The sequence below is a fragment of the Teredinibacter turnerae T7901 genome (genome assembly GCF_000023025.1).
Taxonomy (GTDB): domain Bacteria; phylum Pseudomonadota; class Gammaproteobacteria; order Pseudomonadales; family Cellvibrionaceae; genus Teredinibacter; species Teredinibacter turnerae_B.
On sequence record NC_012997.1, the window covers coordinates 3,901,775 to 3,924,597 of the forward strand.

The 22,823-nt window shown below is 49.7% G+C and carries 22 protein-coding genes; 8 read left to right on the top strand and 14 right to left on the bottom strand.

Annotated features, from left to right (window positions below):
- The first annotated feature begins 406 nt into the window (after window positions 1-406).
- Window positions 407-2,347, top strand: coding sequence for a methyl-accepting chemotaxis protein (locus TERTU_RS15560; RefSeq protein ID WP_228378171.1), 1,941 nt, complete (start codon window positions 407-409; stop codon window positions 2,345-2,347).
- Window positions 2,348-2,432: 85 nt separating this feature from the next.
- On the opposite strand, the gene TERTU_RS15565 is transcribed toward TERTU_RS15560, so the two are convergent.
- The 8 genes from TERTU_RS15565 to TERTU_RS15600 form a co-directional block, all read right to left on the bottom strand.
- Window positions 2,433-2,921 (bottom strand): nuclear transport factor 2 family protein, encoded by a 489-nt coding sequence (locus TERTU_RS15565; protein WP_015818973.1) that lies wholly within the window; start codon window positions 2,919-2,921, stop codon window positions 2,433-2,435.
- A 258-nt stretch (window positions 2,922-3,179) separates the two neighbouring features.
- Window positions 3,180-4,097 (bottom strand): pyridoxamine 5'-phosphate oxidase family protein, encoded by a 918-nt coding sequence (locus TERTU_RS15570; protein WP_015820470.1) that lies wholly within the window; start codon window positions 4,095-4,097, stop codon window positions 3,180-3,182.
- Between the two features lie 16 nt (window positions 4,098-4,113).
- Entirely contained in the window at window positions 4,114-4,593 is a 480-nt protein-coding gene (locus TERTU_RS15575; protein ID WP_015817284.1) for a DoxX family protein, read from the bottom strand.
- Window positions 4,586-5,389, bottom strand: coding sequence for an HvfC/BufC family peptide modification chaperone (locus TERTU_RS15580; protein ID WP_041590273.1), 804 nt, complete (start codon window positions 5,387-5,389; stop codon window positions 4,586-4,588). The genes TERTU_RS15575 and TERTU_RS15580 overlap by 8 nt, the downstream gene beginning before the upstream one ends.
- Before the next feature lie 120 nt (window positions 5,390-5,509).
- Window positions 5,510-6,397, bottom strand: coding sequence for an MbnB/TglH/ChrH family RiPP precursor modification enzyme (locus TERTU_RS15585; RefSeq protein ID WP_015818496.1), 888 nt, complete (start codon window positions 6,395-6,397; stop codon window positions 5,510-5,512).
- A 12-nt stretch (window positions 6,398-6,409) separates the two neighbouring features.
- Window positions 6,410-6,697 carry a BufA1 family periplasmic bufferin-type metallophore gene (locus TERTU_RS15590; protein ID WP_015820406.1) on the bottom strand — a complete coding sequence of 96 codons (288 nt, stop codon included), beginning with the start codon at window positions 6,695-6,697 and terminating at the stop codon, window positions 6,410-6,412.
- Window positions 6,698-6,800: 103 nt separating this feature from the next.
- Entirely contained in the window at window positions 6,801-7,280 is a 480-nt protein-coding gene (locus tag TERTU_RS15595) for a YHS domain-containing (seleno)protein (RefSeq protein ID WP_015819683.1), read from the bottom strand.
- A 64-nt stretch (window positions 7,281-7,344) separates the two neighbouring features.
- Complete coding sequence (locus TERTU_RS15600; protein WP_015817309.1) at window positions 7,345-7,890, bottom strand: carboxymuconolactone decarboxylase family protein; 546 nt, start codon at window positions 7,888-7,890, stop codon at window positions 7,345-7,347.
- A 158-nt stretch (window positions 7,891-8,048) separates the two neighbouring features.
- On the opposite strand from TERTU_RS15600, the gene TERTU_RS15605 reads away from it, so the two are divergent.
- The 5 genes from TERTU_RS15605 (at window position 8,049) to TERTU_RS15630 (ending at window position 16,188) form a co-directional block, all read left to right on the top strand.
- Window positions 8,049-8,930 carry a LysR substrate-binding domain-containing protein gene (locus tag TERTU_RS15605; protein WP_041590274.1) on the top strand — a complete coding sequence of 294 codons (882 nt, stop codon included), beginning with the start codon at window positions 8,049-8,051 and terminating at the stop codon, window positions 8,928-8,930.
- Between the two features lie 128 nt (window positions 8,931-9,058).
- Complete coding sequence (locus TERTU_RS15610; RefSeq protein ID WP_015816925.1) at window positions 9,059-9,700, top strand: RNA polymerase sigma factor; 642 nt, start codon at window positions 9,059-9,061, stop codon at window positions 9,698-9,700.
- Complete coding sequence (locus TERTU_RS15615; RefSeq protein ID WP_015818014.1) at window positions 9,678-10,715, top strand: FecR family protein; 1,038 nt, start codon at window positions 9,678-9,680, stop codon at window positions 10,713-10,715. The genes TERTU_RS15610 and TERTU_RS15615 overlap by 23 nt, the downstream gene beginning before the upstream one ends.
- Window positions 10,716-10,936: 221 nt before the next feature.
- Window positions 10,937-14,023 carry a TonB-dependent receptor gene (locus TERTU_RS15625; protein ID WP_015819134.1) on the top strand — a complete coding sequence of 1,029 codons (3,087 nt, stop codon included), beginning with the start codon at window positions 10,937-10,939 and terminating at the stop codon, window positions 14,021-14,023.
- A 95-nt stretch (window positions 14,024-14,118) separates the two neighbouring features.
- Complete coding sequence (locus TERTU_RS15630; protein ID WP_015819996.1) at window positions 14,119-16,188, top strand: metallophosphoesterase family protein; 2,070 nt, start codon at window positions 14,119-14,121, stop codon at window positions 16,186-16,188.
- A 67-nt stretch (window positions 16,189-16,255) separates the two neighbouring features.
- Here TERTU_RS15630 and TERTU_RS15635 read toward each other — a convergent pair whose 3' ends face one another.
- The 5 genes from TERTU_RS15635 to yfbR form a co-directional block, all read right to left on the bottom strand.
- On the bottom strand, window positions 16,256-16,696 hold the full coding sequence (locus TERTU_RS15635) for a flavodoxin domain-containing protein (protein ID WP_015820294.1): 441 nt from the start codon (window positions 16,694-16,696) through the stop codon (window positions 16,256-16,258).
- 11 nt (window positions 16,697-16,707) lie between these two features.
- The gene (locus TERTU_RS15640; RefSeq protein ID WP_015820980.1) at window positions 16,708-17,091 is read right to left on the bottom strand and encodes a hypothetical protein; all 384 of its coding nucleotides are present in this window, start codon (window positions 17,089-17,091) and stop codon (window positions 16,708-16,710) included.
- A gap of 78 nt (window positions 17,092-17,169) precedes the next feature.
- Window positions 17,170-18,312, bottom strand: coding sequence for a flavin monoamine oxidase family protein (locus tag TERTU_RS15645; protein ID WP_015816850.1), 1,143 nt, complete (start codon window positions 18,310-18,312; stop codon window positions 17,170-17,172).
- 194 nt (window positions 18,313-18,506) lie between these two features.
- Window positions 18,507-18,860, bottom strand: a complete 354-nt coding sequence (locus TERTU_RS15650; protein ID WP_015818475.1) for a DUF5683 domain-containing protein — start codon at window positions 18,858-18,860, stop codon at window positions 18,507-18,509.
- 128 nt (window positions 18,861-18,988) lie between these two features.
- Window positions 18,989-19,609, bottom strand: coding sequence for a 5'-deoxynucleotidase (gene yfbR / locus TERTU_RS15655; protein WP_026160509.1), 621 nt, complete (start codon window positions 19,607-19,609; stop codon window positions 18,989-18,991).
- Between the two features lie 192 nt (window positions 19,610-19,801).
- Here yfbR and dbpA point away from each other — a divergent pair, with 192 nt between their 5' ends.
- Together dbpA and TERTU_RS15665 are read left to right on the top strand one after the other, a co-directional pair.
- Window positions 19,802-21,187: an ATP-dependent RNA helicase DbpA gene (gene dbpA, locus TERTU_RS15660; protein ID WP_015816836.1), complete on the top strand. Its 1,386-nt coding sequence runs from the start codon at window positions 19,802-19,804 to the stop codon at window positions 21,185-21,187.
- Between the two features lie 65 nt (window positions 21,188-21,252).
- The gene (locus TERTU_RS15665; protein WP_015818470.1) at window positions 21,253-22,023 is read left to right on the top strand and encodes a TSUP family transporter; all 771 of its coding nucleotides are present in this window, start codon (window positions 21,253-21,255) and stop codon (window positions 22,021-22,023) included.
- Between the two features lie 20 nt (window positions 22,024-22,043).
- On the opposite strand, the gene TERTU_RS15670 is transcribed toward TERTU_RS15665, so the two are convergent.
- A complete protein-coding gene (locus TERTU_RS15670) occupies window positions 22,044-22,598 on the bottom strand; it encodes a flavodoxin (protein ID WP_015819554.1) in 555 nt (184 codons plus the stop codon).
- Between the last annotated feature and the right edge of the window lie 225 nt (window positions 22,599-22,823).

The window sequence follows — 22,823 nt, forward strand, 5'->3', positions numbered from 1 at the left end:
GACCTGATTGTAAAAGTTTTGCTACAGAAAACAAGAGATATTGCAAATAAATTAACCTGATTCTACATCCCCTTATATAACCAAAGGATTAACCAGGTTGACTACTTTCGTCGCCCACGCCCCCTGTAATCGGTTACATCAAGTAATAACAACTCTCATCTATTCCGGAGCCGAGTGCAGTTCATACACATCCACTGAGTTATTCGGCGGGAGAGAACAAGTATCGCCCCGGGGAGTGACAACGCGTAATAAGCCTAAAAAGTAGTAAACCTCCTACCGTTTAAAACTCGTTTGTATTAAGAAAGTCGCTTTCTGACGTTTTTTTCTTTTTTTCTACCGAACCATGGGCTCTTGAACTAGAGTTTCGTGAGAACCGTCTGATTTTTAAAATCATTTTGATAATCGATTGAGTAATTTATTCATGACTATTGCGCGCAAACTCAATATCACTATTGCCGGCGTACTCAGTGGTGTTGCCGTGGTCGCGATTGCTTTGAGCATCAAAAGCGAACGCACCTATTTGTTAGAACAAGCATCGGCACACATGAGCGAAGCCGAATCGCAAACATTGCGTATTCTCACGATTATCGACCAGCTTAAAATGGAACAAGTACGCAGCAGTATGGCGCAGTTAAAAGAGTCCGGACTCAGCATCGGAACACCCTTTCTCGGCGATGAGGAGGTGAAGGTCAAAGAGAAATCCGTGCCGCAGCTCTATCTAGGATATCAACCTCAAGCAAACAATTTTGATCTGGTGGACAATCTCACGAAAAAAATGGGTGGTACTGCAACTTTATTTGTTTTAAGCGGCGATGAATTTGTACGCGTTACAACGAATGTCATGACCAAAAACGGAAGAGCGATAGGCACTATCCTCGCCCCTCAAGGGGCCGCCATCCAAAAAATAAAACGCAACCAAGCCTACTACGGCGACGTCGATATTCTAGGTACGCCATATATTACTGGCTACGAGCCAATGCACGATAAAGACGGCAGCGTAATTGGAATTTGGTACGTTGGTTACAAGGCCGACCTTGAATTACTAACCACCTATCTTGAAGGTTCACGAATTATGCAAGGTGGTTTTGTTGCCCTAATCGACGATAAGGGGCGAATTCGCAGCCATTCAGACAATGTCCCGGAACCAGAGGTCGTCACCGCGATAAACGGAAATAACGACTGGGAAGTACGCGAAGCGACCTTTGGCAACTGGGATTATAAAGTTGTTCTGGCTTACCCCAAATCCGAAATCAGCAACGCATTGCTCGCGCAAAGTGTGGAGATAATTACGATATGCATTATTACGTTAATATGTCTTATTGCATTGATAACATTCCTGTTGCGCCAATCGGTAACCCGCCCGCTCAGCGAGATTTCACAGCGACTACATGCAATCACCAAAGGGGATGGCGACCTTACCTTGCGTTTTAACATGCGCGGTGAAGATGAGCTTTCAAAAATGGCGCAAGGTTTCGACTCGCTACTGGGTCAATTGTGCGATATGCTCAGCGCCGTAAAAAGCATGTCGGCTTCGCTCACTGAATCCTGCTCCGCACTTAAAGAAAGTGCAAACAAATCTCATGCAGAAATCGCCAATCAATCCCAACGTACTGAGCGTATTGTGAGCGCTGTCACCGAGATATCCTACTCGTTGAATGAAGTTAATCAACGAATAAATACAGTAAACGAGTCGGTCAGCTCGACCAACGAACTGGCAACAGACAGTAGCGCACAGCTCAAAGCCAGTGTTGAAGCCATTCGCATCCAGTCAAAAAGCCTCGAAGAATCAGCACGGGTAATCAGTGATCTTAACGAAGCGAGCTCAGGTATTGGTAAAGTTCTTGAGGTTATCCAGAATATTGCAGAACAAACCAACCTGCTTGCACTCAACGCCGCCATTGAGGCCGCGAGAGCGGGTGAACAAGGTCGAGGTTTCGCTGTGGTCGCGGATGAAGTTCGTTCACTGGCCAGCCGTACTCAGGAATCGACCGGCGAGATCAATAAAATGATTGAACGCCTGCAGGCGGGAGCAGAAAAAGCCAAAGCAACTATGGATGAAAACAGTGAGAACGCGCAAAAAAATGTAGCGCAAATATCCTCTATGTTTGATGTGCTTGAGCAAATTATGTCTTCGGTCGTCAATGTAGGAAAATTGAGTAACGCAATCCTTCATGAAGCCCAGCAACAACAGATTGCCATCGAGCAAATATCCGAGGATATGCACGAGATTGCCGATGCATCCAACAACGTGAGCAGTCAGTCCGATATCACCTCGGAACACAGTCGAAATTTAAGTAATATCGCTAGCGATCTTTCAAAACGCGTCAGCCGATACAAAACACAATAGCACCAACTCAAGCGCTCCGGTCGAAAAAAAGCAGCGCGAAATGCGCTGCAAACCTTGGGGGAATACAATCTGATTCGTCAGTCCACTAAAGGCCCAATTCAGATAGTTCTGGATGGTCATCAGGGCGTCGACCCAATGACCAATGGAACTTTCGATCACTTTCAGCAATAGCCACATCGTTAATACTTGCATGCCGTTGCGCCATTAGTCCCCGGTCATTGAACTCCCAGTTTTCATTGCCGTGAGATCGAAACCACTGTCCATTCTCATCATGCCATTCGTAGACATAGCGAACAGCGATACGATATTCACTAAACGACCACAACTCTTTTATCAGACGATAATCCAACTCTTTCCGCCACTTACCTTGCAGAAAGGTCACAATATCGTCGCGGCCTTGTAGAAACACATCACGGTTTCTCCAGCGACTGTCCAGACTGTAGGCAGTCGCAATTTTCTCCGCGTTCTTCAGGTTCCACGCATCTTCCGCGAGACGAATTTTTTTTATCGCCGTATCCCGGGTAAACGGGGGCAGCGGCTCGCGCACATCTTCAACTGACAAATCAAAATTCATAGATCATCTCCTTGGTAGTCGTCGTATACGATTTACAAAACTTTCTCGTTAAGATATTGAATCAACTCAAGAGCGAAAATCAGTCAAAAGATAATTTTCTCACTTAAAACGAGGGTAATTTAAAAATAAAGTAATTCAAAACCTGGTTTAGTCATCAGTTTTATTAGAGAGCAGTTACAAATCTGCTGTTCCCAAAGAGCCTCCCTAACAACCTTTTATTTGTTAAGCACCAATAAGTATGCTTTGGCTGGGCTCCTACTACACCGAAAAATCACAATTCAGCTTCAGCCCGAGACTAAAATGGCTGATTATTACTTTCGCACAGTTGCTATCCGGCGTACGTTCACCCACCGCAATCTCATAATATTCGCCGCTTTCGCCCACAGAAGTAATCACATAGTTTTGCAGCACCAGACTAGCGTCGGGCAATTGCACAGGTACTCGGAGCTTTTTTCCTGACGAAACTTCAGGTAGTGCCACCCCATCAATATGACTCAACAGATAAGCGCGCATACCTCCCTTCAGCTGGCGTATTCCTGTAACCACCAGCGGCAATGCACCTGCGCCAAGTTCCTGCGGATATTGGTGCGAAGTGCTCGCGTCCTTCAATCTCTTCGCTAACAATGCATTGACTACCGGCTCCAATTCGTACTCAGAGTAACGCGGCGTAATATGTTGAGGACAATTCCAATCAAAACCCTCAACATGAATAACGTAAGCTCGTTCAATAGCGGCCCGATAGCCGCCGAGTTCATAAAGCGTCCGAGCCCGAGAATCTTCGTCATCGAGAAGCGATATAATGCCCATTAGCTTTAGTCGCATGCGATGGGGATAATCCATAAAAAATAAAGAAACTCGATTATTATTAATGACATTCCCAGCGGTAACATACTGACGATTGCCCGAGAAATCGACAAATCCCAAGGTGCGCTCATCGAGAACACGCATAAATCCGTCCGGCCCACCTTTGTGTTGTACATAGGGCCATCCCGTCTCAGTCACACTCGCCATATAGCAACTATTGCGAGCAGATATAAACGCAGCTTCCCTTGGCCCTAATACATCGTTGTAATCAGGGCCATTCGCCATACCCGCATAGCCTTCACGCGACCCGTATGCAGACTGCAGTTGTTTTACCGTCTCTGTAAAAACAATCTCCGAATACTTGTGCGGCATAAATTGCCTCCACGCACTAATAAAGTGCTGTTTGACGCCTAATGAGTTTGGGGCACTCAATTTTCAAGTACGCATCGGCACTAAACCATCCTCCGCCGTAAATGACCAGATGTCCAAGCACTAGCCCCCAAATCACGTGCAAGTAATATGCGGCTGGAGCGATCTCCGCAAGACTCAATACAGCCACAACATTAACAACGAAAAGCCCCGCTGCAGCAAATCTTGTACCCAGCCCAATTAATAACAATATGGGAAAGAAAAGCTCCCCAAATGTACCTAGATACGCGCCGAGAACAGGAGATAGCAACGGCACCTGATATTCTTCTTCAAATAAAAAAATCGTTGTCTCCCAATCGCGAATTTTTACCAGGCCCGCGCTAAAGAAAACATTCGCGACGTAAAGCCGACCAGCCAGACTTGCAAGGTGATGAAGTACACTTGCTTTACTAAAAAGCCATTGGTATGCAGCGCCGTAGGATACTCGATAATTAATCATTACAAATTCCTCCTTCACAAATTTTTTCAAGATAAATAAGACCGTCCAGTTCTGCCGCCTTTTGCAGCCAACCGACGATGTCGAATGTGAGATGCCGATCAATAAGACGGGCTATATCAAAGCCCTCAGCCACATCTTCCATCCAGTGGTATTCACTTAGTGTAATTTCCTTCACATGCGCAATATAGCCATGCTGATGTATTTGATAATGACATCGCATCGCCCCGGCAGAGAAAATTTCCATGAGCGCGGTATCGTCTGGGATAAAATCTTCGTCCCAGGGGCGATGAGCCTGCCACAGAGCGACCACAGGAAACTGGCTACAACCAAAAATCAAACCTTTCTCCTGAAAAGTAAAGCGCACTGTATCCAGCGCCTGAGAGTGCAACAAATCAATGCGTGTGGGATGCCCGATATCGATACCCGCACGCTTTACCAGATGAACACGCCATTCGAGCTCCGCCATGTCCGCGAGAAACGGTAGTGGCTCCATAAGTTCACTGTCCCTCAAAAGCTGCGCTAATGCGCCTCCCCACTCAGCCCAATCGCCAGTTGCGGGGCCGTCGTTGTCCAGCAAACGTTTGGCCAGCACTTTCATCGCGTCGGGTCCTAACATTTTCTTAACAACTGGATACGATATTGAAAGCGAGCGGGCCGCAGTAAAAAGGCGATTGTGCCGGTACACCTGCCAACCTTTTTCAGTGCTATCGCTATCAAGCGACGGAGTTGGAGCAGATAAAATTCTCTTCATCACCTCCGCTTGAAAATTTATGATTCGGCTAAGTGGTCTGTTCATATCATTCCTCGATACTTGATTTATCCGTTAATAAGTTGCACAGCTTGGCTGAGTTGCAATGCCACTGCATTGGTTCTATACGTGTTGGTTCTATGCATGTTGGTTCTGTGCGTATCAGTTTTAGGCGTTTTGATGAAGAGCACGCTGGTGCAGTCGCGCCTTGTTGGCTTCAGCGACCAGAATTTGCCAGGTGGGCAAATCGTTATCCCACTCTACGAGCGTGGCCACAGTCTGGTTGAGCGCCAAAGCATCCCTATAAAGCAACCAGCACTCATCGTTTATTGGCTGACTGTGATCATCGATAATCAACCCGCCATCTGGTGGCGGCGCGTAACCTGCGAGATGCAACTCAACCACCGCTTTGGCCGGAATATTACTCAACCAATCGCGTGCGAATTCGATCGGATCACGCTCATTCCTGTTCCGCGCGTTGACTAATACATTGTTTAAATCCACTAGCAATCCACATCCAGTGCGCTCAACCAAAGCGGTTATAAATTCAGTTTCAGTCAGAGTGTTAGCATCCAACTCGATATAACTGACAATATTTTCCACAAGTAATTGACGCCCAAGCATATCCTGCACACGCCGAACATTATCGACCAGGATAGACAATGTCTCTTCGTTAAACGGCAAGGGCAACAAATCCCCGGCGTGCGATTGATTTCCCTTTATATCCGCCCAGGCGAAGCACAAGTGGTCGGAAACAAACAACGGCTGATACTCGTCAACAAGTGTTTTCAGTCGTTGTAAATATTTGTCCGATATTCCTACAGCCGAGCCGAGCCCCATCGCAGTACTGTGAAAACTCACCGAAAATTTGCTGCGAATATCTTCCAATAAAACGCGCGTTAAACCGCCTTCAGCAAAAAAATTTTCCGTATGTACTTCGATGAAATCGAGATTCCATTCTCCTGTCAGAGCCTCGCGGTAGTGAGGGTGACGCAAACCGACGCCAACCTTCGGCACGGGCGTCGGTTGAATGACAGAGCGGTCGGCTTGTGGCATAGCTAATCCTCCCTACGCGCCTTCCTGCTGTTCCTGATAGCGTTGCTTGGCTTCAGCTTTTAACATGCCGCCTAAATTGCTACAGCTACCCTTCGCAACTAATTTCCATTCACCCGGGTCATTATCGACAGAGGATTGGCCCGCACACGAGTGCGTACCTGCAAGATTACCGCAGTCATTTTGGCCTGCCGCTGCAATGCCATAGCATTTCTCTTTACCCGCAGCCATGGCTGGTGATACCGCACCTGAGGTAGCGGCTAAGATGACAGCCGCAGCCGCGAGAGTTGATTTGTAATTCATTGGTCTTTCTCCTATATATTTACTTTCTCTGCGGAGTTTGCTTATTTGCCCCGCAGAGATCGCTCAAATTACGGATAGCAATCCATTTACGCGTCAGTAGTAATTACTCTTCTTCAGCGTTTGCATCTGCCACTGATAAATCCTGAATACCGGACCATTTGCGGGATGCCGTTTTTAAATGTCCAGGCACGTCTTCCAGCCACTTTTGCTGTACGGTTTTGTTCAGGTTGAGATAGAGTTTGCCATCGGCGATGTAAAATGCATCCGGGTCTACGTCGAGTTTTTTGTCCAGCGCAACACCCATCGCGCAGTAGCCGCCAAATTGCGGAGCATACTTATCGGTATTCGCTTTAAACAGGTCTCGATTTTCTTCACTGGCGAAGCGATATATCGCTCCGTTATAAATCGCAGTAAATTTTTCTTTGCCTTTTACTGCTTTGTCTTTAGTGAAGTAGGCAACAGGATCGTAACCGTGAATAGCAACATCATTTACACCAGTGTTTACCGCCGATGCAAAGCTTACCGAACTAAGCAATAGCGCTCCGCTAACTGCGAGTGCGCGAACAAACGTTGAATATTTCATAACAGAGGTCCTTTTGTTTGAGAGGTTTAGTAGAGATAAAACAATTCCATTGGATGCGAAAAAATTACGCTGCACCCAGGAGTTGAACTTTTGGGAAATCAATTTCCACTCGGCTGGTTTTACCAATCATGTTGGTAAACAGGTTCAGCGCTACGTGCGTGATGATTTCGATTATTTCTGCATCGCTAAAGCCAGCTTCGCGGATAGCCATAAGCTCCGCGGTGGTGACTTCGCCGGTATTTTTCGCTACCGAACGGGCAAACTTTACAGCCTCAGCTGCTTTCGCATCCTGGCTGCCACCTGCTCGGTTGGCTTCAATTTCTGCACTGGAAAGGCCCACTTTGCGGCCGATGGCGGTGTGCGCGGAAACGCAATATTCACAGGCATTTTGCTCTGCCACGCCCAGCGCAATGCGCTCGCGGGTTTTTGGCTCGAGTTCGCCCTCTTCCGCAATCGCGTGCAGCCCCAGAAAGGCACGCAGTGCCGATGGTGAATTTGCGATAACGCGCATTACATTGGGAACCACACCCAATTTTGAATTAATTGCTTCAAATAACGCCGCCTGTTCAACGTTGGCGGTGTCGTTTTTAACTACGTTGATACGACTCATGATTTTCTCCTTTGACGATGTTGGTCGTTGTTGTGGAGCAGTGCTCCTCAAGTGAGAGAAAGTATCTACCGTATCGCTTGATTAAAGAATATCCATTTTGCACAATAGACTATTACGCTAACTGGAATAATCGACCGGCTATGGACCAACTACATCTCATGCAAGTATTTGTGGCTGTTGTGGACGAACAAGGGTTTGCCGCAGCAAGCCGCCAGCTGCGGCTCTCCCCTCCCGCAGTTACGCGGGCAATAGCAACGCTGGAATCCAGACTGGGTGTGAAGCTGCTGCACCGGACGACCCGGCATGTGCGCCCAACAGATGCAGGGGTGCACTACTACGACGATGCGCACCGCATCCTGCGCGAGGTAGAGCTCGCCAACGAGTCAGCTCAGGGGGTTAACAGCGAGCCGCGGGGCCGTTTGAGCATTACCGCACCTGTGCTGTTCGGGCAAAAGTACGTGCTTCCCGGAGTGGTTGAGTATTTAAAGCGCTACCGTCATACATCGGTCGACGCAGTCTTTCTCGACAGGGTTGTTAACTTGTTAGAAGAAGGGTTCGATGTGGGAATCCGCATTGGCGAGCTCGCCGACTCCAGCATGCGTGCGCGCCACGTGGGCAATGTCAATCTCATTCTCGTCGCTTCACCTGCTTACCTAAAAGCAGAAGGCATTCCGCAAACTCCAGACGACCTGAAAAACCACACGCTGATCAGCTCCAATTCCAACAACTTCACCCAAAACTGGCATTTTCGCTGCGAGGGTAAGAATCTATCCTTGCGGATCACCCCGCGGCTGCAGGTCACCACAAACCAGGCTGCGATAGATGCCGCTGCGGCCGGGTTGGGTATCACTCGGGTTATTTCCTACCAGGTTGCGGACTATCTGGCCGATGGACGGCTCAAATGTATTCTGGATCCATTTTGTTCACAGCCACTGCCTATCCATATTGTCCACAGAGAAGACCGGCTCTCCTCTCACAAGGTGCGCGCGTTCATCGAATTGATGCAGGAACGCTTGCGTAAAGACAAGGCCTTAAATTAGTCACAAATCTGCAATCTAAGCTGGGTATTGTCGTCGAATTGTAGAAAATCATTAAACGACGCCACAGTGCCCGGCTCGCCAGGTGCGACGCCACTGTGGCCGGCACACTTCGCCTCGGAGTTTTCCTCATGTCGGTATCGGAGCAGGAATATCACGCAGCGGGCGGAAAACAGACTGCAGTAACCATGAGTGGCGTATTTATCGAAAATATGAAAGCCATTCGCCATTACGTCAGTTCTTTTTTCACCAGCGAACAGGACGTTGAAGATGTCATACAAGATCTTTACTTGCGCTTAGTCGAACGCGAATACGGTGCTGAAAATATTCGCCATCCGCGCGCCTTTGTGTACAAAGTCGCCCGCAATCTATCGCTCAACCAGCGCGCCTACGCTCATCAACGCCAGGGCGAATCGCTCACGCTCGCACAGGAAGAGAATCTGATGCAGAGTGTCAGTCTTGATGACGTAATCGAACAGCAGCAGCGTTACGAACATTTTTGCCAGGCGGTAAACGCGCTGCCGGCACAATGTCGACGCGTATTTATCATGAAAAAGATAGAAGGTCGCAGCAACAGCGACATTGCAGCAGCCCTAAAAATATCCTTGAGTACAGTTGACACTCACTTGGCACGCGGGCTTATCGCCTGTAGCAAGCACCTGCGCAAACAAGGCCACGGAGATATGCATCGCGTGCCCCGCAAAGCACCTTCGAGCAACTCGCAGGCAGCCAATCACCCAGATACATGTTATGAATCAGATTCGACACTTTAAAAGCCGCGAACACATTGAGCAGGAAGCGGCAGCGTGGGTGATCAAGATTGATCAAAAGCCACTCAGCGCGAGCGAACGCGATGAGTTGGAGCGCTGGCTCGCACAAAGTCAGGCCCACCGCCGCAGTTTTTTAGCTTTGGCGGATGTCTGGCAGGAGCTGGATGGCCTCACTAGCGAGAGCGAAGCCGTTACCCAGCAGGCAGCGCGCCCATCACAAAAACAAATGCCGATAGTGTGGTCGGCCGCGGCGGCTGTGCTTCTTGCCATTGCGTTATTCACTTTCCATTTGCGCACGGCGAATGTGCCCGACATCCACGCCGAATACCAAACGGCAACCGGTGAAATAGAGCAATACCTGCTACCCGATGGCTCGCGCATAAAACTCAACACACGCTCGAATGTTGTCGTAGATTTCTCGGCACACGAGCGCGCTATCCATTTACAGGAAGGCGAAGCTAATTTTGAGGTAGCTAAAGATCCAAAGCGCCCGTTTGTGGTCTATACCAACCGCGGCTCAATCACGGCAGTCGGCACCGCCTTTAATGTTCGCGTTCAGTCGTCTGGCATTGATCTGGTCGTGACGGAAGGCAAGGTTAAGGTGGACGCCGCAAGCAGTGTGCTTGAGCCAGTTCGATATGACGATAAACCTAGCACGCGAACCGAGCTGCCCGACCGTAGCGCGCAGCAGATTGTTGCCGTTTCAGCCGGCGAAAAATTGCGCTTTGGCAACACAACTCAACACCATACCAACCCGAGCCAGCAAGAGATAGACCGTCAGCTTTCATGGCAACAGGGAATGCTTGCTTTCGATTCCACTCCCCTGGCAGAAGCTGTACGAGAAATATCTCGCTACACGGACACCCACATCATTATCGAAGACCCTGCACTCGCAGAGCTGCCTGTTGGCGGGTATTTTAAAGCCGGGGAAGTAGATGCCATGCTAGAAGTGCTGGAGCTCAGCTTTAACCTCAGCGCAGAACACCAGGGCAACCGTATTCTGCTGTCTAAAAAATGAACTCATCCTCCTTCCAGGTTTGTCGTTGTTTATTCAAACCAGCTGCGGAACTTTGTTCCGCATTTTTTTTATTCATAGCGGTGAATTTAAATTGTAATAAAAACTTAATTGGCAGATTTATCTTCCTCATTTGTCTTATTGGGCGATGCGTAAACGCACCGCGAAGGCCCCCCAAGACTTCGCCGTGTTTACGCATCGCTAGCTTTAATGTCGCTGCGCTCGTGTTAAGTATTTTGGGCTTGCTCGGAACGAGTGAAGCCTGCCTGGCAGAAGCGCGCGAAGCACAATTAATGACATTTGAAATACATCAAAAACCGGCAGAGCGAAGTCTTTTTGAGCTCGCCCAACAAGCTGAAATACAAGTGCTGTTTCCATCCGCGAGGGTTAAGGGAATACAAACAAATGCCGTTGTCGGTCGCTTTACGTTAGTGGAAGCCATCGACAAATTGCTGGCCGACACAGGCCTGCGCGCTGTTTTCAGTAGTAGCCGGATTCTGACCATAGCGGTAAGTGAGTTACCGCCGAACGAGGAAGAAAACGTGAAGTTTCAGCAAAAAAAATTACCCGCTTTTATCGCTATGATCGCTGCGGCTTTCAGTGGCTCAGCCGTCAGTGCGGAAGAAACCACATCAGCACAGCTGGAAGAAGTTGTTGTTACCGGCAGCTATGCTCGCAGTCTCAAACAAGCTGAGCAGTTGAAGCGCTCCAATATCGGCTTCTCCGACGCCGTGGTCGCATCCGATATCGCCGATTTTCCCGAACAGAACCTCGCAGAAGCACTGCAGCGAATGCCCGGTGTAACCATCGAACGCAACAAGGGTTTGGGCACCAAAGTTAACGTGCGAAGCTTACCTACTGAATTTACCCATGTGTCTATCAACAACCTGGCAACAGCCTCTGGCAGCGGCGGCCGCGATGTAGAATTCGACGTTTTTGCATCTGAAATTATTCAAGCTGTGAACGTGCAAAAATCCCCCACCGCCGCCGATGAAGAAGGCGGTATCGCCGGCTCTGTAAAGATCACTACAGCACGACCGTTCGATTATGATGGTCGCAAATTAATTGTATCCGCAGAAGCCGCTCACAATTCCATCTCCGAAGAGATCGACCCGAATATTGCATTTCTTGCCAGCGATACTTTTGGCAATTGGGGTGGACTGGTATCCTTCTCCAGCGCCAAGCGGACCAACCGCACCGACAGCAACTCCGGTGTTAATTTCCGCCCGCTGTCCCGCTGGCTGGAAAAACAAGGTTCGGATTCCAAACAAGCTCAATCGGATCAGGCTGCCGCCGTACTTGAGCGAGATACCGGCATTGTGATTAATGACCGCTTCGATGCTGACGAAACCAGCCGCGTCGTATTTATGGATAAAGTCGGCAACCGAGCTTATTTAAATGATCAGGATAAGTGGGGAGCAACGGCCGCATTACAATACAAACCCAGCGATACCTTCACACTGGGGTTTGATCTGCTGGTGGGCAGCTACGATGCCACCGAAGACGAGTACGACGCAGCAGCGTATGCCGCCTCCAGCCCCAGCACTCTTTACCGGATTCACGACTATGACAGTGACACGCTTTCCCGCTACGGCATCACTGTATTAACCGATACCTCATACGCCTATACCCAGCACGAATTCCTGAGCAAAGAAAACGTCAACGAGACGGACTACAGCCAATATAGTGTGAACCTCGATTGGCAAAAATGGGGGTTTGATATCACCGGTTTAGTGGGTTATTCCGGCGCTGAAAAATTGTCTGATCGCACCAACCTCAAACATACAGCTTATGCGCCTTCCCGCACACGCTATACCTCCCAAGGTGGTGAAACCGTCCCCAGCGAACAGGAAGGCACCATCGACATGTACAACTCGCCAGATGCGTATCTGTTCGATTTCTATGAAGTTGTATTGGAAGAAATTAAAGACGATAAATATGCTGCGCAGTTGGATTTCCGCCGCGAATTCGATCTGGGTAACTTCCCCGCGCTTTCCGATATTCAGTTCGGTGTGCGCTATACCGATAAAGCCAAAGAACGCAACCAGGGCACAAACCAGGTTAAAGGGCCATCTGAAGGTGACAGCAGCTGGAGCGGTGTACGCACTCTAAAGGACAGCGAACTCACACCAATTGACGATTTGGTTCCTGGCGGCGACTTCCTGCCAGAGCTTTCTTACAGTCCCACCTGGTCGCAAATTTCCAACGGCTACGCGCGTGATTTCTTCCGCTACGACGGATTCCACGTGGACTACGAACCAGACCAGTACTACAAAGTTGATGAAGAGACTGTTGCACTTTACGCGATGACTAATCTTGATTTCACCGTCGCAGGTCTGCCATCCACTTTAAATTTAGGTGCGCGTTTCATAGATACCGAGGTGCTGTCTTCCGGGTATCACCAGGTACAAAATGCTGATGGTTCCACAGGGTATACCTCATCCCCGGTGTCAAAAGAAGGCAGTTACTCCGACCTTCTCCCCAGCATGAACTATGTACTTGAAATCACCCCATCAACCTTGTTCCGCGCTGCCGCGTCAAAAACCTTGATGCGACCAGCGCTGGGGGACATTGCCTACAAACGCACCGTCAGTGTCAACGATTTCAAATACCGTGATGGCAACCCTGATCTACAACCGACTTACGCAGACCAGTGGGAACTCGGTGTAGAACACTATATCGACGACGGTGGTGTGTTCGCGATTTCGTATTTCAGTAAAGAAATCGAAGGTGTTGTGCGTGAAGCACTAACTGGTATTGAGCCAGACGTAACCAAGTACAACGACAACGGCACACTTGACGGTGTATACGATTTTGAGATTTATCAGAAGGTTAATGCGGACGGCTCATACGATGTAACCGGACTGGAATTAGTTGCGCAATTTCCACTCTCGTTGATCCACCCATCGATGGAAGGCTTCGGGATCAACGCCAACTATACGATGCTGGACAACTCACTTACCGGTGAATCGGATCTGGATATTCCAACTGCGCCAGTCGGATTGGCAGAGAATACCTACAATATGACGTTCTACTACGAAAACGACACTTTCGATGCGCGAATTTCTTACAACTATAAAGATAAGTACGTAGAGACCATCGAGCGCGACATGTACCCGGTATACCGCGACGCCTATGGACAAATGGATCTATCTATGGGATACCGCGTGCTCGATAACGTTAAAGTAAACTTGGAAGTGATCAACCTGACAGACGAAGTGACCAAAGGCTACACCATGGATCCGAAATTCCCGACCATGTACGAAGTCTCGGGCCGACGTATATCCCTGGGCGTGCGCGCCAACTTCTAAGCAGGTTAATTAGGGCCTGTTGGCCCTAAACATCCCGCCGCGAGCCGTCGATCAAAATTATCTGGCTCCAGGCGGGATTTTTATTTGGAGCATCCATGTTTAATGCCACACTTGACTCTCTCCAACGGCTGCAAGCACAGCTGAGATACCACACATTACAACGTCTTTTTATCTGCGCAAGCAGTGCACGTTCAGCCATTCGAAACATTAACACCGCCGCCTGTACCAGCTTGGTGTGTCTTGCGCTAACAACGCCAGTTCACGCAAATCCGTTGGATGGTGTGCAGATCGCATTTATGCCAGATATTCATTTTCACGATGTGTATGGTGAACTGGAAGGCAGCGCGTTTAAAGGTATTCCAACGGGCCCAATGGGCCATCCGGCCCTGATAAGAACCATGCAAGCGCAGCTTACCTCGACTCGCTTGTTTAACGAAAATTACTTTGTGCTGATCGCCGCGCTCGATGAAATCGTTAAACGTAAGATAACCTATATCGCTCTGCCGGGGGACTTTAGTGACGATGGTCAGCCGGTTCATATTCGCGGTCTGACTAAATTGTTGAGTTACTACCACAGCACCTATGGCCTCCAATTTTTTGCCACGCCGGGCAACCACGATCCGGTGCGACCGTTCGATACACCGGGCGGCAAGCCTGATTTTATGGCAGCGGATGGCACCCCCATCGCGATCTACAGTCCGGACTCAGAACGCTGCCAAAGCAAGCAAAACAACACGCATTCCACAACAGGAAAGTCGCTCGTTTGCACGCCCGATATTCGTCAATGGGGGTACGAGAATATTCTGCGGGAAATGGCCAACTTTGGTTTTACGCCCAGTAAAAAAAATCTTTTCTGGACCACCCCTTTCGCATCTTACACACCAGAAGACTATACCTTCACCCGTGCGCTATCCGCGGCACGCCTGAGTAAAAGACGTGTCGATATCTGCCAGCGAATTACAGCAGACAAACAGGTGCTCTGCGAAAAAATGCTGGACGCAAGCTATCTGGTCGAGCCGGTTGAAGGGCTCTGGCTATTAGCTATCGACGCCAATGTATATTTGCCACAAGCGCGCATCGACCCTACCGGCAAATGGGTTTTCTCTGGCTCGGGTAACGCGGGCTACAATGCCGTTCGCAAACACAAACCCTACCTTGAAAAATGGATTAAAGCGGTTGTTGGCGAAGCCAATAAGCGAGGAAAAACGCTTATTGCGTTCAGCCATTTCCCGATGGTTGAATTTTACGACGGCCAATCAAATACTATTGCCGACATCTTCGGGAATACCAATTTTCAACTTGCCCGCAAACCGGAAATAACCACCAGTGACTGGCTTGCCGATCTCGGTCTCAAAATTCATATTGGCGGTCACATGCATATGAACGATACCGGCATCATCACATCCTCCGCCGGAAACACCCTTGTGAATATTCAAGCGCCTAGCCTTGCGGCTTATGTGCCCGCATTCAAGCTGGTAACACTCCGCGGACAAAAAAGTGTGGAAGTGGAAACGGTCGTCGTAGATCAGGTACCCCGCTTTCGCGAATTGTTCGAACACTACCGTACAGAGCATAAAGCACTGGAAACCAGGCCTTCTGGTACTTTAAACGCTCCTATTTGGAACGAAGCGATACTCGCTGCACAAACCTACCGGGAGTTTACCGAGTGGCATTTGCGAGAACTGGTTCGCTTGCGTTTTCTCCCAGGGGAATGGCCGGCGGATCTGCGGGAAACCTTGCGCACTTTTACTGGCGAGGAGCTTCTCACGCTAGCGTTCTGGCAGGCGAACGAAAAATCCACCGCGTCATATGGTTTTGCCAAATCAGATCCACAGTGGGCATCAGCACAAACGCAGTGCCAACAATGGCTAAAGAAAAACACTGGGAAAAATCATAACTTGCGCGAATGGCGTGGACAAAACCTTGCGGAAGATTTTTATCGGTTACGCAACGCAGGGAGCCTGGCATTAGCAGATATATCGTCACAAAATCTGGCGGATTACCAGCTCCTGCTCAAAGCCTATCGCGCGCAAGCATCACCAACGCCATTGCAGCAACGTTTAAAGAATGTTCTGGCGGTATTATCCGGCTTTCAGCAGGGCGCCCCTGATAATCACTTCAAACTGGATTTGACTACCGACAAAATCGACAAGTTATCCGATTAAGCATTGCGGCAGGCTCATATTCAGAATACGCGAGTACAGAGACGTACTCGCTAAGAATCGGCAGATACTAACTGTTAATCCAGTCTTTCACCCAGTGTGCAGCGGTTACATGGGGACGATCATCGACTTGGGCATCCAGGCGTAAAATCTCGCCCACGCGCGTTGCTCCACACCGATAGAGCGCGTCCTCCAACAGAAATGCCGCGTGCGCAAACCTAGGGTAACCAGTGTCGCCCAGCGCAATAACACCGTAACGCCGGCCAGTGAGCTGTACAGCTTCGTCGTCTAACACGGAATAGAGTGCGCGAATATTCGGCGGCAACTCACCATTACCAGTTGTCGATGTGCATATGAGCAGCATTTCTTCAGGGTTGAGCAAGTCCTTGGGTTGAGATTCTTCGTTTACCCGCGCACTGTGCCCGAGTTGGTTAAGAATAACGGCTGCCGCCTGCGCTGTTTTCCAGGCAGTACCGCCCACCGTACCAACTATTAATTGAACACAGGCCATAACGACTTTCCTCAATCATTGAGCCAGGCCCGACAGAGATCCGTACACTCTGTCGAGACCGCGTTTAAATAAACTTGCGAAGGCGAATGTTCCTGCGGAAAATTCGAGATCGCGCAGGAGCTCCTATTATGTTGGAGGGCGTGCTGTAAAAACTCATCTATCCAGCGCTTGAGAGTCACCTCCGCTGTCTGGACATGCGTTTGCGAAAGTAATGGACTGATGGTAGCCAGGGCATCTCTTACCACCGCAACACTCGCACGGCCAAACATCCCCTGATCGTCCTGCTTTGCCAAGCTTATATTGACCTGCCGAATATAGTGACGATGCATTTGTGGGAGTTTCTGTTGTAACAGTGACGCCAGTTCCTCCGGGTTAGCCGCAGCTGAATCGTCCATTCTTCATCTCCAAATCAATCGTGTTTTAATGGCGGGTGAACGCTTGTGTCCTACAGTTCAAGTCTCGCTCAATCGCGATCAACGACTCCTCACAGACTCCAAAGAGACGCTCAGCTGCGCGCAAACCCGTTTAGCCGAGTTCAACGCGCCTTCCATATACCCACCTGACTCACGGGCTGTTTCAGTTCCGCACAACAACAACTTATCATTCCAGTGATCCAGGCTCAGCCAGGGATGGCCGTAACGCGGATGCGAATAAAGCGGCTGGGCATCCAGCGGATGGGCGATATCTTCGTTACCGTACCAGTCATATAAGTGTAAGCGTTGCGGGCTTGCCGCCAGTTCTCCGAAATAGCTGACCAGCTGCTGCATTATTTTCTCACGCAAGGCGCCAGTATCCTGCTGACGTGCACCGGGTGGTGCACCAATAAAACCACCCAGCGCGGCAGGCGCGGCGTCAGGGCCACACGCATCGAAAACTTCTGCAATCGCGACCCCAGCGAAATTCGCCATAGCCGTACCGGACCAGCCGTCCTGACGCCAGAATGCCTGCTCGTAGCTCACCGCCATTTTCGCTTGACCGGCCATCCAGGTTGGGGTTTTCAACAGCGTATCGAAAAGTTTTTGCGGCAGAGCCGGAAAAAACTGGATGCGACTCGCCACAATGCGGGGAGGCATCGCCAACACCACCTGCCGCGCCCAAACCACATGCGTCACTCCCGTAAGGGTGTTATTGAAAATAAGTTCTACCCTATCGCCAGCGTCCTCTAGGCTTACCAATCGGTGTCGGGTACACAAGCTGATAGGCAGCGTTTGCTGAAGACCTTCGATAATTCGCCCCGTTCCGCCAGCAATGCGGTAAGCCCCTGCATAACCCCGCTGGTCGCGATAGGTCTGCGCAGGTAGATCCCCTGAAAGCTGGTATATCGCATTCCCCTCCTGCCATTGGGGCAACAGCGACAAACCCAGGCTCCGAACCAAGCTGTATATCAACGGCTGATCTTCTGGCCAAACCCAACTCGGGCCAAGATCCAACCCGTAATCGTCCTCAAGTTCCAGGCTGAGAATTCGCCCACCTAGCCGAGGACCGGCCTCAAACAGCCGCAAATTAGTCGCCGCCCATTTCTCTCCGCGTTGCTCCGTAAGACAGTGCGCCAGGTAGAGGCCGCTGAGCCCGCCACCCACAATCGCAATATCACAAGTTTGTGTGTTGTGAGACAAAACCCCTTCCCCTTGTGTCCACTTTGGCCCGCCCTGCTGGATGATCCGTAGACACGGAAAATTTAACTGACTGTTTTTGCAGCAGAATTCACGCTAATTGATTTCGAAAGTTGATTTTACAAAGAGAGGAGTATCAAGTTACGTGCCATACGAATACCGACAGCGAAACTCGAATTTCGGTGGGGAAACCGGGTTTATTCGGCGGATTGTTTATCCTTTGTGCGTCCAACGCGATAAGCATCTGCGATGCTAAGTAACCACAATCCGACCAGAATGATCATCGGCATACTGGTAAGCAGACCACTTGTGTGCGCGATCTCGTAGGAAATAGCTTCGCGAATACTTAATGGGTTAAGCGAAACCTGACCCGATTGAATTTGATCAACGACTTTAAACGCAATACTAAAAACCACATCCAAAAGCAGATAAATAGCCCACACAGTGCCCAGAATAAAAGGTACACCGGTAAGCCAGCACTTTAACCACACCTGCCCAGCACCAGGAAAAATAAACGCAGAATAGAGTGCAGCGGTTTTAGCTTTGTTCATAATCTTTTTCGTGCCTGCAACGTCAACAAACTTAGGGCCTGTTAAATCTCATAACTGGGTTAATGGTAAAACATCGCTTGCGCAAAAATAGTGAAACAATTGTGGAGCGTTTACTCGTGCACAAAATTTTATTGTTGCAACGGTAAATGACGAACTTTGTCATTGCCGTTTAACAACTCATCCAGCGTTAGCTTGTAGCTGGGCGCAAAGATCGCAAGGAAGTCGTTTACTTCCGGCATAGCAAATCCCTTAAGGCGCATCGCTATGTCTTCTGCAGCTTTCGCAAACTCGGGGTTACCGGCTTTTAATTCCTCCTGACACTTCAAAAAAGCTGCAATCGTATCTGCGCCTTTAATCAACTTAGTCACATCGGCTGGCACTCGGGAAGACACGACCAGAGGCTCAAAGGCATCGCGCAAGTCTTCCGGCAGGAGATTTACCAACTCTTGTTCAGCCTGAATTTCGACCTCTTTAAAGGCTTTTTGCATGCCTGCAGAGTGATATTTAATTGGCGTTGGCATATCTCCGGTAATAACCTCAGAGACATCATGATAGAGGGCCGCAGTCGCCACCGCGTTTACATCGTAATCGGCCCCATAGCGTTTATTGCCGATAACCGCCAGTACATGCGCGATCGTCGCCACCTCCCAACTGTGCTCCATCACGTTTTCGGGAATGGCATTGCGCTTGAGGCCCCAGCGGACAATCCAGCGAATTTTACTGATATAAGCGAAAAAATGGCTTTGCATAAATCCCCCCAACGCGTTATTCGAATAGGACAAACCGGCGAAGCGCCACTAAGGCACGGCATCCGCAAGTGTACCCAGCGGCTTTGGTTGCGCCAAGAATGAAACAATCCCCAGTGCGGTTATGGTTTCATCTACGACTGTGCTTTCATCTATAATAGCGGATCGACGTATTACCACCGATGGAGCCGTATTTTGGCCAGCGATTCACAATTTTCCAGCTTAAACCTGAAACCCGCCCTGCTCTCCAACCTGAGTGACCTGGGTTACAACACCATGACGCCGATTCAGGCCGCGGCCCTACCAGCCATACTTCAAGGGTCGGACGTTCTGGGAAAGGCTAAAACCGGTTCGGGCAAGACGGCGACCTTTGGCCTGGGTTTACTTCAGCGACTCGAAGTGGAGCGGTTTCGTGTACAAGCGCTGGTATTGTGCCCAACCCGTGAACTGGCTGATCAAGTTGCCGCCGAGTTACGCAAGCTCGCTCGAAGCATCCACAATATCAAAATCCTGACCTTGTGTGGGGGCGCCGCTTTTGGCCCCCAAGTCGGTTCACTTGAGCACGGCGCACACATTATTGTCGGTACCCCCGGCAGAGTGCACGACCACTTACGTAAAGGGAACCTGCAACTGGGAGATTTACAAACCCTGGTACTGGATGAAGCGGATCGCATGCTCGATATGGGCTTTGCCGAAACACTCGACGCTATTTTAGATCTGGCGCCCAAACAAAGACAGACGTTGCTCTTCTCCGCAACTTACCCAGAAGCCATCGAAAGCATGGCCAAGCGTGTGCAGCACAACCCCCAGGTTATTGAAGTTGAAGCCGTGCATTCAGACCATGACATTGAGCAAATGTTCTACAAGGTTCCACTGGAGAACCGCACCCAAGTGTTGGGGCTGCTGCTGCAGAAATATCTGCCAGAGTCCTGCATGGTGTTCTGCAATACCAAGCGCGAAACTCAGGACGTGGCCGACGCGCTTTTGCAGCAGGGTTTCTCTGCGGTGGCACTCCATGGCGATATGATCCAAAAAGACCGTGATCGCACCCTGGTTTTGTTTGCCAACCAAAGCGCATCCGTAATGGTCGCAACAGACGTTGCCGCTCGCGGGCTGGACATTGCCGAAGTTGACTTGGTTGTGAACTACCAGCTGTCACGGGACCCCGAAGTGCACGTGCACCGTATCGGTCGCACTGGGCGTGCAGGCAAGCGCGGCCGCGCGGTTAGCATGCTCAACGAAAATGAAAAGTTCAAAGTGGAGTTGATCTGCGCTGATAGCGACGCTAGCCCAGAACTCAAAAATCCACCGGTCAACCGCTTGCAAACACCTCAAAAAGCAGAATTTGTAACATTAGAAATAGAGGGCGGAAAAAAACAGAAAGTCCGACCTGGGGATATTGTTGGAGCTCTCACCGGCGATGGCGGTCTGTCTGTAAAAACACTTGGCAAAATTCATTGTTTTCCATTTCACAGTTTTGTGGCCGTAAAGCGCTCACATGCTCGCGAAGCCCTGGAAAAAATTCAAACAGGAAAAATCAAAGGTCGATCATTCCGGGCGCGCCTGGTAAAAATTCGCTGACAATTACTTTTCCCTTTTAATTAAGCCTGAGTGCCCAGGCGATAAAGCGAGTTTTTCAGATTGCCATGGAAATCAGCATTGATCTTTTGTTCATCCTATTTGCCGTTGCGATGGTCGCCGGCCTAATCGACACGCTGGCGGGAGGTGGCGGCCTCATCACCATTCCTGCACTTATGGTATGTGGGCTGCCGCCAGTGATGGCATTGGGTACCAATAAATTCCAGGCCTGCCTGGGCACGGGAACGGCGACATTTCTGCTCCTTAAGCGACGCAGACTCCGTTGGCGGCATATTCGGCAACTGCTCCCAATGGCGTTTTTAGGGGCCGTTCTGGGCAGTACCACTGTGCTATTCATCAATCAACAATATCTGACGCTTATCGTACCTGCAGTGCTCAGCTTTATCCTGGTTTACTTTTTACTGTATCGACCTGGCGCTCGCTGGTTGCCTAAAATCAAAATGCCGGCGCGACGCTATGCCCGTTGGGTTGTTGGAGGAATTGGTTTTTACGATGGTATGTTCGGACCGGGTACAGGGTCATTTTTCGCGCTTGCTGGGGTGATGTTTAGAAAAGCGCAACTGGTGTTTGCGACGGCGACAGCAAAGCCACTGAATTTTGCAACCAATATTGGCTCTTTGGCAGTATTCGCACTGAGTGGGAGTATTCTGGTAAAGGTGGGCGCCGCGATGATGTGCGGGCAGATGATCGGCGCTTATATGGGTACCCACTTTCTGTATCGCATCAACCCCAAATATTTGCGCTGGCTCGTAATAACTATGAGCGCGTCTATGCTACTGAAGTATCTTCACGCTCAGGGTTATCTCGTGCTTTCTTAAATACTTATGAGCGTGTCGGCTCAAACCGTATCTGTGAGCTTAGCCTCCAAGGCTGGCAGTACATCAGCGATCCAGGCTTTTAAGCGTTCATCAGTAAACATGCTTTGCGTCCGCTGATCGATCACCAGCCCGACAAATTTATCATTCACAAGAGCGGCAGAATTCTCGAACTCATAACCCTCATTCTGCCACTGACCAATCATCTCCGCTCCCAAACCCGCAAAAACATCGTGCAGTGCTTTCAGCGAACTGGCAAATCGCTCGGCGTAGCGTTCCTGTGCACCCAGGCCAAACATAGCAATGCGTTTGCCGGACAGATCTGGGGAACCGAGTTGCGCCAGGAACTCAGCCCAGTTTTTCTCCAGACAGCCCGCAGCCAAGCCCGGAATTTCGCCAACACCGTAGCTGGGCGTGCCGAGAATATAGGCATCGTACTGAAGAAATTCTTCCGCTGTAATTCGATTGACGTTTACCGGTTTGGCAATGCGCTCATCGCCGATAAGTTTGTAGAGCTTTTTCGCGACCAGTCGGGTTGTGCCCGTCTCGGTACCAAAAAAGAAGCCGATTTTATCCATGTTCACGCAGTTCCAGATTGAAGACGAGATGTGATTTCCAAACAGTCTGAATATCAGGAATAAAGCTCTATTGCGCCCAAGTTATGCATCAGGGTTGTCTGAGAACCGACAATTCTCAAATATAACTCCGCTCAATATAGTGGCAATCACACAATCTAAGCGGAAATCCCGGGCGTTCGCCTGTATTCGTTAGCGCTGTTGCAACCATTGCACCAATTAACGGTA

Excerpts from the sequence above, each read along its gene's own strand:
- TERTU_RS15565 (WP_015818973.1), bottom strand. The coding sequence starts at position 2,921 with ATGAATTTTGATTTGTCAGTTGAAGATGTGCGCGAGCCGCTGCCCCCG.
- TERTU_RS15570 (WP_015820470.1), bottom strand. The coding sequence starts at position 4,097 with ATGCCGCACAAGTATTCGGAGATTGTTTTTACAGAGACGGTAAAACAA.
- TERTU_RS15575 (WP_015817284.1), bottom strand. The coding sequence starts at position 4,593 with ATGATTAATTATCGAGTATCCTACGGCGCTGCATACCAATGGCTTTTT.
- TERTU_RS15580 (WP_041590273.1), bottom strand. The coding sequence starts at position 5,389 with ATGAACAGACCACTTAGCCGAATCATAAATTTTCAAGCGGAGGTGATG.
- TERTU_RS15585 (WP_015818496.1), bottom strand. The coding sequence starts at position 6,397 with ATGCCACAAGCCGACCGCTCTGTCATTCAACCGACGCCCGTGCCGAAG.
- TERTU_RS15590 (WP_015820406.1), bottom strand. The coding sequence starts at position 6,697 with ATGAATTACAAATCAACTCTCGCGGCTGCGGCTGTCATCTTAGCCGCT.
- TERTU_RS15595 (WP_015819683.1), bottom strand. The coding sequence starts at position 7,280 with ATGAAATATTCAACGTTTGTTCGCGCACTCGCAGTTAGCGGAGCGCTA.
- TERTU_RS15600 (WP_015817309.1), bottom strand. The coding sequence starts at position 7,890 with ATGAGTCGTATCAACGTAGTTAAAAACGACACCGCCAACGTTGAACAG.
- TERTU_RS15605 (WP_041590274.1), top strand. The coding sequence starts at position 8,049 with ATGCAAGTATTTGTGGCTGTTGTGGACGAACAAGGGTTTGCCGCAGCA.
- TERTU_RS15610 (WP_015816925.1), top strand. The coding sequence starts at position 9,059 with ATGTCGGTATCGGAGCAGGAATATCACGCAGCGGGCGGAAAACAGACT.
- TERTU_RS15615 (WP_015818014.1), top strand. The coding sequence starts at position 9,678 with ATGAATCAGATTCGACACTTTAAAAGCCGCGAACACATTGAGCAGGAA.
- TERTU_RS15630 (WP_015819996.1), top strand. The coding sequence starts at position 14,119 with ATGTTTAATGCCACACTTGACTCTCTCCAACGGCTGCAAGCACAGCTG.
- TERTU_RS15635 (WP_015820294.1), bottom strand. The coding sequence starts at position 16,696 with ATGGCCTGTGTTCAATTAATAGTTGGTACGGTGGGCGGTACTGCCTGG.
- TERTU_RS15640 (WP_015820980.1), bottom strand. The coding sequence starts at position 17,091 with ATGGACGATTCAGCTGCGGCTAACCCGGAGGAACTGGCGTCACTGTTA.
- TERTU_RS15650 (WP_015818475.1), bottom strand. The coding sequence starts at position 18,860 with ATGAACAAAGCTAAAACCGCTGCACTCTATTCTGCGTTTATTTTTCCT.
- yfbR (WP_026160509.1), bottom strand. The coding sequence starts at position 19,609 with ATGCAAAGCCATTTTTTCGCTTATATCAGTAAAATTCGCTGGATTGTC.
- TERTU_RS15665 (WP_015818470.1), top strand. The coding sequence starts at position 21,253 with ATGGAAATCAGCATTGATCTTTTGTTCATCCTATTTGCCGTTGCGATG.
- TERTU_RS15670 (WP_015819554.1), bottom strand. The coding sequence starts at position 22,598 with ATGGATAAAATCGGCTTCTTTTTTGGTACCGAGACGGGCACAACCCGA.